Below are 13,246 nucleotides of genomic sequence, written 5' to 3' on the forward strand. Positions count from 1 at the left end.
CACGCACACCGCAGCGACGGACCGGGGTTCAGCCGCCGAGGCTACACGGTGGGCGCACAGCTTTCGGGAGAAAAAGGCAGGTACTGCATGGACGTGATGAACCGCCCGGCGCCCATGGCGCCAGGCTGATCAAACGCTCATGTCACTTCTGTTTTTCCAACTGATGGTATTTGCCGTCCTTGTCCCACTGGTAGACCACGTAGTCGGAGACCTTCAGGTCACCCTTCTTGTCCCATTCCTTCTTGCCCATCACGGTCTGGACCGGGTTGGACTTGAGCCACTCGGCCGCGGCGTCGGTCTTGTTCGACTTGGCACCGTTGAAAGCGGCAGCCAGGGTCTGGACGGAAGCGTAGGCATACAAGGTGTAGCCTTCCGGCTCGGTACCCTTGGCACGGAATGCGTCTACCACGGACTTGCTGTCCGGCAGCAGGCGCGGGTCGGCACCGAAGGTCATGTACACGCCATCGACGTATTGCGCGCCGCCGGCGGTGGTTACCAATTCGTCGGTCACGATGCCGTCGTCGGACATGAACTTCACGTCCTTGAGGCCTTGCTCACGCAGTTGGCGAACCAGCGGGCCGGCTTCCGGGTGCAGGCCACCGAAGTAGACCACGTCGGCACCGGCCGCACGGATCTTGGTAACTACGGCGCTGAAGTCCTTTTCACCACGGGTCAGCCCTTCGTACAGCACAGGGGTCACGCCGCGCTTGATCAACTGGGCCTTGGTGGCATCCGCCAGGCCCTGGCCGTAGGTGTCCTTGTCATGCAGCACTACGACTTTCTTGCCCTTGAGCACGTCGACAATGTAGTCGCCGGCGACGATGCCCTGCTGGTCGTCACGACCGCACATACGGAACATCGCGTTCAGGCCACGCTCGGTAACCGTCGGATTGGTGGAACCTGGGGTGATGGCCATGATATCGGCGTCACCGTAGACCTCGGAGGCCGGGATGGTCGACGAGGAGCAGAAGTGACCGACTACTGCGTTCACCTTGTCCTGATCGACAAAGCGGTTGGCTACGGCCACGGCCTGCTTCGGCTCGCACGCATCGTCACCCTTCACCAGTACGATCTTCTCGCCGTTCACGCCGCCCTTGGCGTTGATTTCGTCCGCTGCCGCCTGCGCCCCTTTCATGTACTGCTCGCCAAATGCTGCGTTGGCGCCAGTCATGGGACCCGCTACACCGATCTTGAAGTCTGCATGGGCAAACGCGGAAACCCCCATTGCCGCTGTAACGGCGAGGGCCAGAAAGCCTTTCTTGTAAAACGTCTGGGACATGAGGTGGTGCTCCAAGGTTTTTTTTAGTTGGCACTGCGACTTCACTGAAAAGCTCAGAGCAAGGGCCGTGCCATCGGTTTTTTATTCTGAAAAAAGTCGCTGCTTTATTGTTATTTCGACTGTTTCGGGCCCTTTTTCACAGGGCGTGCAACCGTCTAAATCGCACGAGGTGCAACCTTTTGCTTGAATGAGTACAACCCTCCGTGAGCCATCATTGCAACCTTCGCACGAAAGTACGTGCAACCAGCCTGTAACAACCTGCGTCACCTAACTGCACACTGTCGGTGCGCAACTGCTACAACCCGCACCATTACAGGCTAGACGCTACACCGGAAAACGTTGGTTCCGGCAACACTTTTCAACACTCAAATAACGATCCGCAGGCACTGGCCCGCGTGATACAGCGAAAACCCCGCCTCATACAGGCAACTGCGCACGCCCGCCCCGGTCACGGGCTGCATCGGCGCAAAGGGAATCGGTAACGCTTTCCCATCGCCATGGCACAGGTAATCGGCAAAGGCCTTGCCCACCACCGTACCGGTGGTCACGCCCCGCCCGTTGTAGCCGGTGACCGCCACCAGTCCGGGCGCTGGCTCGAACAGACGCATCAGATGGTCGGGGGTGAAGGCGATACAGCCGGTCCAGGTGGACTCCCACTCCACCCCCTTGAGGTACGGGAAGTAGTGCTGCTGCACCCGGTCCGCCCAGGCCTTGAGGAACCAGGTGGGCTTGCGGTTGCCATTGCCCAGGCTGCCCAGCAACAGACGACCGTCCTTGTCGCGGCGAATGCTGCTCAAGACCTGACGGGTATCCCACGACCCCTGGCCACCCGGCAAGATGCGTTGCGCAGCCTCGTCCGTCAACGGGACGGACGCCACCTGGTAGTAGTGGCCGGGGAAGAAATTGCGCCGCAGCTCAGTCCATTCGCCTTCGGTGTAGGCATTGGAGGCGATCACCACCTGCTCGGCCACCACCGAACCTTGGCCCGTCTGTACCGACCAGCGCGGCCCCTGGCGTTCCAGGCGTGTCACGGGGGAGTGGTCAAACAGCTGTCCGCCCAGGTCCGACGCAGCCTTGGCCAATCCGCTGACATAGGCCATCGGATTGAGCGTACCGGCGCGTCGATCCAACAATGCCGCGGCGATTTTCGACGTGCCCGTGGCTTCGACACAGGCCTGGCCGCTGAGCAACTCCACCGGGGCGCCACGGCGCTTCCATTGTGCTTCGCGACTGCGCAGGTCCGCCTCGCCCCGGGCGTTATGGGCCATGTGCAGCGTGCCTTCGCGGCGCAACTGGCAATCGATGTTGTATTTGTCGACCAGGCTGAACACCAGCGCCGGTGCCGCGCCCAGCATGCGGTTGAGCTGGCTGCCAACAGCTTCGCCGAAGCCGGCCTCGATATCGTCCGGCGGAATCCACAGGCCCGCGTTCACCAGCCCGACATTGCGCCCAGAACCGCCATGCCCGGTCCGATGGGCCTCCAGCACCGCGACGCGCTTGCCCTGCTCCAGCAAATGCACCGCCGCCGACAACCCGGTGAAACCTGCGCCAATCACGCAGACGTCTACCGTGACCTCACCCGTGAGCGCAGCGTTTTCAGGCCTTTGCGGCGTCAGTTTTTCCCACAGACATTCTTCGCGTAACGGCATTGCCAGACTCCGGAAATGAAACCCAACCATCACACCTTTCAAGGGTGGGAGCGAGCCTGCTCGCGATGGCGACGCTCATTCAACACGGATGTCGATTGATCGACCGCCATCGCGAGCAGGCTCGCTCCCACAGGGATCTTCATGAGAGGAAGATCCGCTTCACTCAACCTCAGTCGAACGTAATCCCCTGGGCCAACGGCAGCTCCAGCGAGTAGTTGACGGTATTGGTCTGGCGACGCATGTAGGCGCGCCACGAGTCGGAGCCGGATTCGCGACCGCCGCCGGTTTCTTTTTCACCGCCGAAAGCGCCGCCGATTTCCGCACCGCTCGGGCCGATGTTGACGTTGGCAATGCCACAATCGCTGCCCACCGCGGACATGAACTGCTCGGCCTCACGCACGTCCGTGGTGAAGATGCAGGACGACAGGCCTTGGGGCACGGCGTTGTTCAGGTGCAGAGCTTCGGCGAAGTCCTTGTAGCCGACCACATACAGGATCGGGGCGAAGGTTTCGTGGCGGACCACGTCGCTCTGCTCCGGCATCTCGACGATGGCCGGTGACACGTAATAGGCATTCGGGAACTGGTCTTCGAGCTGACGCTTGCCGCCGAATACGCGACCACCTTCGCTCAAGGCTTGCTCGAGGGCGTCCTGCATGTTGTCGAAGCTGTGCTTGTCGATCAGCGGCCCGACCAGGTTGCCTTCCAACGGATGGCCGATGCGCACTTTCGAATAGGCGGCCTTGAGGCGGGTGACGATTTCGTCTTTCACCGACTCATGGGCGATCAGACGACGCAGGGTGGTGCAACGCTGACCGGCGGTACCGACGGCGCTGAACAGGATGGCGCGCACGGCCATGTCCAGGTCGGCACTCGGCGCCAGGATCATCGCGTTGTTGCCACCCAGTTCGAGGATGCTGCGGGCAAAGCGTGCGGCGACCTTCGGCGCCACCTCCCGGCCCATGCGCGTGCTGCCGGTGGCACTGATCAATGCCACGCGCGGGTCATCCACCAATGCTTCACCGGCATCGCGACCGCCGATGATCACTTGGCACAGATACTCGGGCGCATCGCCGAAACTCTTCAGTGCCCGCTCGAACAGCGCCTGGCACGCCAGGGCGGTGAGCGGGGTCTTTTCCGAAGGCTTCCAGATCACCGAATCACCGCACACCAGGGCCAGCGTGGTGTTCCAGGCCCAGACCGCGACGGGGAAGTTGAAAGCACTGATCACCCCGACCACGCCCAGCGGATGCCAGGTTTCACGCATGTGGTGGCCCGGACGCTCGGAGGCAATGGTCAGGCCGTACAGTTGACGGGACAGGCCGACGGCGAAATCGCAGATGTCGATCATCTCCTGCACTTCACCAAGGCCTTCCTGGGTAATCTTGCCGGCTTCCCACGACACCAGTTCGCCGAGATCGGCCTTGTATTCACGCAGCAGGTCACCAAACTGGCGCACCAATTCACCGCGACGCGGGGCCGGGACCTGGCGCCACAGATCGAAGGCATGCTGGGCGCGGCTGACCTGCTGCTCGACTTCGGCCGCGCCTTCCCAGTTCACCGCGCCGATACGACTGCCGTCGATGGGCGAGTGCACCGGCTGTGCGCCGTTCTGGTACAGGGCCGGGTCGACACCCAGACGATCAAGCAATGCAGCAACCATGGTCAATTTCCTCAAAGCGAAAGACGAAAATCGGCAGCCGGGCGAACACGGCTGATCAGGACTGTAGTTGTAGCTGGCCCGAGTCTTGCCAACAAACGACCTTTAAGCGAGATATCATTCCGTTTATTCATGCTGCCCCATGAACGGATACATCGAGCCACCGCAAATAGGCCTCACCGATGCTCAATAAACGCTATTTACCCTCGATTACGGCACTGCAATGTTTCGAAGCGGTGACCCGTCACCTGAGCTTCACCCGTGCCGCCGAAGAATTGCACCTGACCCAAAGCGCCGTCAGCAAGCAGGTCGCGCAGCTCGAGGAGCTCTTGCAGCACCTGCTGTTCCGCCGCGTGCGCCGGCGTTTGCAACTGACGCCGGCCGGCGATTTGTATCTGGGGGAAGTGCGGAAAATTCTCACCCAGGTCGAAATGTCCACCCACTACCTGCGCTCCTACGGTGGCGACACCGAAGTCCTGCGCGTGTCCACGCCCCCGACCTTCGGGGCACGCTGGCTGGTGCCACGCCTCAAAGGCTGGCGCCTGCGGCATCCGAAGATTCACCTGGACCTGTGTAGCGAGCAAGAGCCCGACGACTTGCTGCAAGGGCGCAGCGACATGGCTTTCTACTTCGGCCAGGGCTCTCGACCTGGCACCGAATCCCTGGAGCTGTTCGGCGAAGAACTCGTGCCGGTCTGCGCGCCGGGCTGCCTGCCGGATACCCCCTTTACCGACCCGACACAACTGGCCGATCTGGTGCTGTTGCAGAACGCATCACGCCCCCAGGCCTGGCATGACTGGTTCGCCGACCAAGGTTTTCACACCGAACACAGCTACCACGGGCCGCGCTTCGAAACGTTCTACATGTGCATCCGCGCCGCCCAGGTCGGTTGCGGCGTCGCCCTGCTGCCGCGCTTTCTGGTGGAGGAAGAACTGGCAGACGGCAAGCTGATCATTCCATGGCAGCACGCCATGCCCAGCACCAACGCCTATTACATGGCTTATCCCGAGCATTCGGCGGAGGTGCCCAAGGTCAGGTACTTTGTGGAGTGGATGTTGGAGCAGATGGCTGACGCGAAAAAATAACCACCTACACACCCTGTGGCGAGGGGATTTATCCCCGCTGGGCTGCAAGGCAGCCCTGAAACCGGGCAACTCGGTGTATTAGGCAGATTGAGTTGTCAGTATTGGGGCTGCTTTGCAGCCCAGCGGGGATAAATCCCCTCGTCACAGATAAATCCTCTCGCCACAGAAGAATCTTCTTACCACAGGTAAATCTCCTGCCATCAGGAACGCTGTGACCAAAAAACACTGGCAATCACCCCAAGGGTTATGCGCCACTAGCCCTTTCACAACAAACCGCTGTCCGACGCTGCCCGCTGCAGCGAACTGTCTGGAGATACCCGTCATGAGCGAGAGTGTGTTTGCCGATCGCATCGTGCAGAACCTGCTCGACACCGACTTCTACAAGTTGACGATGATGCAGGCGGTCCTGCACAACTACCCCAACGTCGAAGTCGAATGGGAGTTTCGTTGCCGCAACAGCGAAGACCTGCGCCCCTATCTGGCGGAGATTCGCTTCCAGATCGAGCGCCTGGCCGAACTCAGCCTGAGCGCCGATCAATTGGGCTTCCTGGAGCGCATCAGCTTCCTGAAGCCGGACTTCCTGCGCTTTCTCGGCCTGTTTCGTTTCAACCTGCGCTACGTATACACCGGCATTGAAAATGGCGAGCTGTTCATCCGCCTGCGCGGGCCGTGGTTGCATGTGATTCTGTTCGAGGTGCCGCTGCTGGCCATCGTCAGCGAAGTGCGCAATCGCTATCGCTACCGTGACGTCATCCTCGAGCAGGCACGGGAGCAGTTGTATCGCAAGTTCGACTGGCTGGCCGCCAACGCCAGCAGCGAGGAATTGTCCGACCTGCAAGTGGCGGACTTCGGCACCCGCCGCCGGTTTTCCTACCGCACCCAGGAAGAAGTGGTGAACGTGCTCAAGCACGACTTCCCCGGGCGCTTCGTCGGCACCAGCAACGTGCACCTGTCCCGGGAGCTGGACATGAAACCCTTGGGCACCATGGCCCATGAGTGGATCATGGCTCATCAGCAACTGGGCCCGCGGCTGATCGACAGCCAGATCGCCGCCCTTGATTGCTGGGTGCGTGAATACCGTGGCCTGCTGGGTATCGCGCTGACCGACTGCATCACCATGGACGCCTTCTTGGCGGACTTCGATCTGTTCTTCGCCAAGTTGTTCGACGGCCTGCGCCATGATTCGGGTGACCCGGTGGTCTGGGCCGAGAAAGCCATCGCCCACTATCACAAGCTGGGTATTGACCCGATGAGCAAGACCCTGGTGTTCTCCGACAGTCTGACCTTGCCCAAATGCCTGGAGATTTTCCGTGCGTTGCGTGGTCGCATCAATGTCAGCTTCGGTATTGGCACCAACCTGACCTGCGACATCCCGGGCGTCGAGCCCATGAGTATCGTGCTTAAAATGATCAGCTGTGACGGGCAACCCGTGGCCAAGATTTCAGACGAGCCCGGCAAGACCCACTGCAAGGATCCGAATTTCGTCGCCTACATGCGACATGTTTTCCAAGTACCTGCCGCCCTTTCTGGCATATCAAGCAAGGAGTGAATTCATGCAAGCCGTACAGCGTGAGATTGCTGAACAGCTCAAGGTCCAGCCACCGTTCGCCGATGACGCCGCCGTCAAGGCCGAAATCGCTCGCCGGGTAAGCTTCATTCAGGACTGTCTCGTCAATTCCGGGCTCAAGAGCCTGGTACTCGGGATCAGTGGCGGGGTCGATTCGTTGACTGCCGGCCTGCTGGCCCAGCGCGCAATGCGTGAGTTACGAGAACAAACCGGTAACCCGGCCTACAAGTTCATCGCGGTGCGCCTGCCGTACGAAACTCAATTCGATGAGCACGAAGCGCAAGCCTGCGTGGACTTCATCGAGCCGGACGAACGCCACACCGTCAACATCGGTCCGGCGGTCAAGGCCCTGGCCAAGGAAGTTCTGGCATTCGAAGGCAAGACACCGGGCTCGCGGGATTTCGTGCTGGGTAACTCCAAAGCGCGGATGCGCATGGTGGCGCAGTACGCCATCGCCGGGGCCGAGCAAGGCCTGGTGATCGGTACCGATCATGCGGCGGAAGCCGTGATGGGTTTCTTTACCAAGTTCGGTGATGGCGCCTGTGACCTGGCCCCCTTGAGCGGCCTGGTGAAGAATCAGGTCCGGGCCATCGCCCGTGACTTCGGAGCGCCGGAATCGCTGGTGGAAAAAGTCCCCACCGCCGACCTCGAAGACTTGTCCCCGGGCAAACCCGACGAGGCCGCTCATGGCGTCACCTATGGGGAGATCGACGCCTTCTTGCACGGCCAGACCATTCGCGAAGAAGCGGCCCGGATCATCTGCGAGACCTATCGCAAGACCGAGCACAAGCGGGTGATGCCGTACGCCCCATAGCCGACACGAAAAGCCTGTGGGAGCAAGCTTTGCTCCCACAGTGTCGTGCCGTTTGATCCTTAACTGACTGAGATTACCCTGCAAGGGGCGCTTTTTTATGCGCTGAAGGATTACTTCAGGGTCACGGTGCCTTTCATCATCGAGATGTGGCCCGGGAACGAGCAGAAGAAGCCGTACTTTTCAGCGGCATCAAGCTTCGATACGTCAAAGGTCACCGAGTCCGTCTCACCGGCACCAATGATCTTGGTGTGGGCGATGATGCGCGCATCACCGTCCTTGAGGTAGTTCTTGTCGATACCGGCGCCCAGGCCATCGGTCGCGATCGGCTGCATGTCGGCTTCTTTGCTCAACACCCAGTTATGGCCCATGACATTTTTCGGCAAGCTGCCCGAATGGGTCAGCTCGACAGTGAAGGTTTTACAGCTCTTGTCGATCTCGATGGCCTTGGTGTTGTAGGACATCTGGTCGGTCGAGTCGATGGTGGTCTTGCACTCCGCTGCCATCAGCTGGCTGCTGGCCAGTGTCAACAGGGATACTGCTACAAGTTTGGCAAACATCATGAATCTCCAAGGCATGGTTAGAAATTTCCTTCAAAGGGGAAGACTGCCTTAATTTCAGACAAGTTCCTATGACCTGAATCAAAAATTGTATACAACTTAAGGCTATCAGCCTGATGGACACAATCAACCGGCCAGATGCATGAGGTCCGCCTATGATCGGCCTCATCACCTCAATGGAGCGCCTGTCATGAACTTAAACAGCCTGTTGTGCAGCTTGCTCGCCGCTTACGCCTGCGGCGCCAGTGGCACCTACGAAAAACCTGCGCGCGAGGTTTGACGTCGTTACGCCCTTTGCACACAACGGCGGCGAGGCTTTACCCTGCATCGGTTACCGACTCTGGAGTAAAGCATGTCCATCGCTTCTGTTTGTGTATTCTGCGGCGCCAGCACCGGCACCGATCCCGCCTACCGTGAAGCGGCACAGGCCCTGGGAAGAGCATTGGCCGAACGTAAGCTCACCCTGGTCTATGGCGGCGGCGCCGTCGGCCTGATGGGTATCGTCGCCGACGCGGCCCTGGCGGCCGGAGGCGAGGTCATCGGCATCATCCCGCAAAGCCTGAAGGACAAGGAAATCGGCCACGCAGGCCTGACCCGTCTGGAAGTGGTAGACGGCATGCATGCCCGCAAAGCGCGCATGGCCGAACTCAGCGACGCCTTCATCGCCCTGCCCGGTGGCCTCGGCACCCTGGAGGAATTGTTCGAGGTCTGGACCTGGGGTCAGCTCGGCTACCACGGCAAGCCGCTGGGTCTGCTGGAAGTGAATGGTTTCTACAGCAAACTCACCGGCTTTCTGGACCATATCGTCGACGAAGGTTTCGTCCGCGCAGCCTATCGCGACATGCTGCAAATGAGCGAGTCAGCGCAGAACCTGCTCGATGCGCTGGATGAATGGCAGCCCTCGGTACAGCCGAAATGGGTCGTGTAGCAGCTGCAGAGTGAAGCGAGGCTGCGATCTTTTCGCCAGACGCTTGAGTCCCGAAGCGCAAGACCAAAAGATCGCCCGAATGCGGCCCGAGCCTTCGGCAGCCCCTACAACGGCATCACAGTCACGCGCACCTCGGGATCGTGATTACCGCCCCCCAGGATCACGCCGCGCAATGGCGACACATCGGAGAAGTCCCGGCCCCAGGCCAGCGTGATGTGCTCCAGGGCTGGCTGTACGTTGTTGGTGGGGTCGAAGTCTACCCAGCCCAGCTCCGGACAAAACACCGAGATCCAGGCGTGGGATGCGTCGGCACCAATCAGCCGAGGCTGGCCCGGCGGTGGCTGGGTCAGCAGATAGCCGCTGACGTAACGTGCCGCCAGCCCACGGGAGCGCACGCAGGCCAGCATCAGGTGGGCAAAGTCCTGGCAGACGCCCCGCCGTCGTTCCAGCACCTCCACCAGCGGTGTCGCCACCTGGGTTGCCTCGGCATCGAACGTGAACTCGTCGAAAATCTTCTCCATCAGTGCCCGAATGCACAGCATCAACGGGCGTCCGGGCGCAAAGCAGCTTTCGGAAAACTCGACGAAGCTGCGCTTGAGGTGCACGTAGGGTGACTCGAAACGGTAGCGACACGCGTCCAGCAACGCCTCGGAAAGCGGCCGGCTGCTGTAGCTCAGCGCCTGACAGGTCGACTCCCAGGCCGGCGACAGGTTGAAGTCCAGCTCGGGACGGGTCAGCACCTCGATGCTCAGGCGGGCATTGACCAGCAATTCGTCATGGGGCCGTTCAAAAGCCAGGCGGGTCAGTGGATTACCGAATACATCCAGCTCATCCCGCCGAGTCGTCGGCTCGGGGCTGATCAGTAACTGCTGATCGGTGCAACGCTGCCAATCACAGGACCGCGGCCACAGGTGGGCAAGCTGTTGCGCCAGGGACACCGGGCTGTCGTAGTGGTAATGGGTGTCGTGAAGAATCTGGTAGCGGGCGCTCATCATACGGACACCGTGCGTTGGCTGACGTCATCGACGTGGGCAAAATGACGCAAGGCCAGGCGATCCGACACCTGACCACTGGCATCGGCCACTTCTTGCAACAGGTCGGCCAGGCCATCGAGCGCCGCGCGCAGGCTGGCTTCGCCGAACAGCGGGTTCTCCAGGCACCTCAGGTCGAAGCGCGACAGGCGCGTCACCAGCTCCGGCAATGCGGTTTCCCTGGGCGCGCCAAAGTCATCGTTCAGGCGCTTGAGGGTACGGGTCACCAGCTTCAACTGGAAGAGCACCGCATGGGGGTTCTGTTCGTCCAGCAGCAACAGGTCGAGCACCGGGATCAACTGAGCGACCGCCAGGTAACGCGAGCGGTAGGTGATGCTGCTGTTGCCCAGCTCCAGCAGCCATTCCAGTCCAGCCTGATCGAACACCGCCTCGCCCCGCAGGAACGCAGCCAGGCTGCTGCTGAGAAATTGCAGGCGCTCCAGGCGCCGGCCGATCATCAAGAAGCGCCAACCCTCGTCACGGGTCATGTCGTCCAGGGCGAAGCCGGAAAGCGCCGCCAGGGACATCACCAGCCGGTTGAGGAAATCCAGCAGTTCGCCGAAGTCCGCTTCGCCGGTTTCCAGCTCCAGGGCCTCGCGCTGCAACTCCACCAGCGCCTGCCAGTTCTCCCGGGACAATTTCCCACGCACTTGCGAGGCCGCCCACTGCAAGCGCTGCAGGTTGGAGCGCAGGCTGAACGACCAATCGTCGCCCAGCAACGCCGCCAGCAGACGCTCGGGCAGTTCGCCCTCTTCGGGCAGCAGCATCAGGCTTTCACCCAGGGAGACCGCCGATTGCAGGGCCTGCGGATCATCGCCATCGACATAGCGCGCCAGCATGATCCGCAACAGGCGCGCGCTGTCATCGCAGCGTTCGCAATAACGGCCGAACCAAAACAGGTTTTCCACGACTCGGGATGGCAGGTAAGGATCGCGCCGGACCAGGTCGTGAACGCCCACGGTACGCTGGGCCTTCCATTGTTCACTGCCAGGTGCCTGTTCTCCCAGCACCCAGGTGTCCTTGCTGGCGCCGCCACGCTGCATCGACACCACTTCGGCATCGGCCTCGGCCGCCACGCGGGTCAAGGCGCCCGGCAGCACCCGATAATCGTCTTCACCGGCCACCGCGTACACGCGCATGCCAATGGCCCGAGGCTGCAACAGGCCGTCTTCGGCCTGCCAGACCGGGGCCTGGGACAGCTGCGCCAGCTCCTGGGCCACATACGCGTATGGCCGCGCCTGGATCCGCGCCGCCAGACGGCCACGCTGCTCCTCGCTCAGGTCACGGCCGAACACCGGCTTGAAGCTCTGGGAAGGGAACGCCGGTTTGATCAATAGCTGAGACAGCTTTTCCAGGGCCTGGTCCAGCACCGGCGGCTCGCCGCACCACCAGGTGGCGATTGAGGGCAGCAGCAGATCCTCGCCGAACAGGAACTGGCAGATCTTCGGCAGGAACCCCAACAGGCCCGGCGACTCCAGCACGCCGCTGCCCAAGGCGTTGGCCACCAGCACCCGGCCCTGGCGCACCGCCTCCAGCAGCCCCGGTACACCCAGGGCCGAATCGGTGCGCAGCTCCAGCGGATCGCAGAAGTCATCGTCGAGCCGGCGCATGATCGCGTGGACCCGGCGCAGCCCGCTGAGGGTCTTGAGGTAGACCGTGGCGTCGCGAACGGTCAGGTCGCCCCCCTCCACCAACGGGTAGCCAAGCTGGCGCGCCAGGTAGAGGTGTTCGAAATAGCTTTCGTTGAAACGCCCGGGCGTCAACAACACCACTAAGGGCGGTTCGCCATCGCTGGGGGCCTGTCGGGCGAGGGTTTCCTGCAAGGTGCGGAAGAAACCGGACAGGTGCTGGACCTTCAGGTCGCGATACAGATCGGGAAAGGCGCGGGAGACGATCATGCGGTTTTCCAGCGCATAACCGGCCCCGGAGGGAGCCTGGGTCCGATCCGCCGTGACCCACCAGCGCCCATCGGGCGTGCGCGCCAGGTCCACCGCATACAAATGCAGGAAAATCCCGTCCGGCGGGCTGATGCCCTGGCAAGGCCAGAGGAAGTTGTTGTGCCCGAACACCAGCTCTGCCGGCAGCAGGCCTTCGCTTATCAGCCGTTGTGGCCCGTAGAGGTCGGCCAGCACCGCGTTGAGCAACCGTGCGCGCTGGGCAATACCGGTCGACAGTTGCTTCCATTCCTGCGCATCGATGACGTGGGGCAACAGGTCCAGCTCCCATGGCCGGTCGGCGCCCTTCGGATCGGCATAGACGTTATAGGTGACGCCATTTTCCTGGATCTGTCGCGCCAACAAGGCCTGACGCTGCATCAACTGAGCCGGCGTGCTGCGTTGCAACTGATCGAACAGCCGTCGCCAGTGCGGGCGCACCGTGCCGCTGTTGTCCAGCAGTTCGTGATAGGTGCCCGGTGTCAGCGGGTAGCGGTCAAGCAGGTCAGGCATGGAGAACTCGGCAGACGGCAGTGAAAGGTGAGACTAGCGCAAGGGTGTGATGCCCGGATAGATGCCACGGCTTGGCATGTGAACGGCTTGACCGGCGCAATTCCTCTGTGGGTGGGGGGGTCTGTGGCGAGGGGATTTATCCCCGCTGGCCTGCGCAGCAGCCCCAATCCAGGTACCGCGGTGTAGCAGGCATTCATTATGGGGGGGCTTCGCCCCAACGGGGATAAATCCC

At 61.6% G+C, this 13,246-nt stretch carries 10 protein-coding genes; 4 read left to right on the plus strand and 6 right to left on the minus strand.

Going from position 1 to position 13,246, the window contains the following annotated elements; translation table 11 throughout:
* Positions 1-142: 142 nt before the first annotated feature.
* The 3 genes from AD665_RS24485 to amaB form a co-directional block, all read right to left on the minus strand.
* On the minus strand, positions 143-1,279 hold the full coding sequence (locus tag AD665_RS24485; RefSeq protein ID WP_024779190.1) for a branched-chain amino acid ABC transporter substrate-binding protein: 1,137 nt from the start codon (positions 1,277-1,279) through the stop codon (positions 143-145).
* A gap of 365 nt (positions 1,280-1,644) precedes the next feature.
* Positions 1,645-2,928: an L-pipecolate oxidase gene (gene amaA, locus AD665_RS24490; protein ID WP_053194243.1), complete on the minus strand. Its 1,284-nt coding sequence runs from the start codon at positions 2,926-2,928 to the stop codon at positions 1,645-1,647.
* Between the two features lie 169 nt (positions 2,929-3,097).
* Entirely contained in the window at positions 3,098-4,588 is a 1,491-nt protein-coding gene (gene amaB, locus AD665_RS24495) for an L-piperidine-6-carboxylate dehydrogenase (RefSeq protein ID WP_053194245.1), read from the minus strand.
* Positions 4,589-4,767: 179 nt separating this feature from the next.
* Between amaB and AD665_RS24500 the strand changes: the two genes are divergently transcribed.
* The 3 genes from AD665_RS24500 (at position 4,768) to nadE (ending at position 8,051) form a co-directional block, all read left to right on the plus strand.
* Positions 4,768-5,670, plus strand: coding sequence for a LysR family transcriptional regulator (locus AD665_RS24500; protein ID WP_024779187.1), 903 nt, complete (start codon positions 4,768-4,770; stop codon positions 5,668-5,670).
* Positions 5,671-5,992: 322 nt separating this feature from the next.
* Positions 5,993-7,219: a nicotinate phosphoribosyltransferase gene (gene pncB, locus AD665_RS24505; protein WP_024779186.1), complete on the plus strand. Its 1,227-nt coding sequence runs from the start codon at positions 5,993-5,995 to the stop codon at positions 7,217-7,219.
* A gap of 4 nt (positions 7,220-7,223) precedes the next feature.
* Positions 7,224-8,051: an ammonia-dependent NAD(+) synthetase gene (nadE, locus tag AD665_RS24510; RefSeq protein ID WP_024779185.1), complete on the plus strand. Its 828-nt coding sequence runs from the start codon at positions 7,224-7,226 to the stop codon at positions 8,049-8,051.
* A gap of 110 nt (positions 8,052-8,161) precedes the next feature.
* Here nadE and azu read toward each other — a convergent pair whose 3' ends face one another.
* Complete coding sequence (gene azu, locus AD665_RS24515; RefSeq protein ID WP_024779184.1) at positions 8,162-8,608, minus strand: azurin; 447 nt, start codon at positions 8,606-8,608, stop codon at positions 8,162-8,164.
* Positions 8,609-8,960: 352 nt separating this feature from the next.
* Between azu and AD665_RS24520 the strand changes: the two genes are divergently transcribed.
* Positions 8,961-9,536, plus strand: a complete 576-nt coding sequence (locus AD665_RS24520; RefSeq protein WP_053194247.1) for a cytokinin riboside 5'-monophosphate phosphoribohydrolase — start codon at positions 8,961-8,963, stop codon at positions 9,534-9,536.
* 104 nt (positions 9,537-9,640) lie between these two features.
* On the opposite strand, the gene AD665_RS24525 is transcribed toward AD665_RS24520, so the two are convergent.
* Both AD665_RS24525 and AD665_RS24530 read right to left on the minus strand, forming a co-directional pair.
* Complete coding sequence (locus AD665_RS24525; RefSeq protein ID WP_053194249.1) at positions 9,641-10,528, minus strand: transglutaminase family protein; 888 nt, start codon at positions 10,526-10,528, stop codon at positions 9,641-9,643.
* Positions 10,528-13,014: a circularly permuted type 2 ATP-grasp protein gene (locus AD665_RS24530; protein ID WP_053194251.1), complete on the minus strand. Its 2,487-nt coding sequence runs from the start codon at positions 13,012-13,014 to the stop codon at positions 10,528-10,530. The genes AD665_RS24525 and AD665_RS24530 overlap by 1 nt, the downstream gene beginning before the upstream one ends.
* Positions 13,015-13,246 lie beyond the last annotated feature (232 nt).

This window comes from Pseudomonas corrugata, from assembly GCF_001269905.1.
GTDB lineage: Bacteria > Pseudomonadota > Gammaproteobacteria > Pseudomonadales > Pseudomonadaceae > Aquipseudomonas > Aquipseudomonas corrugata.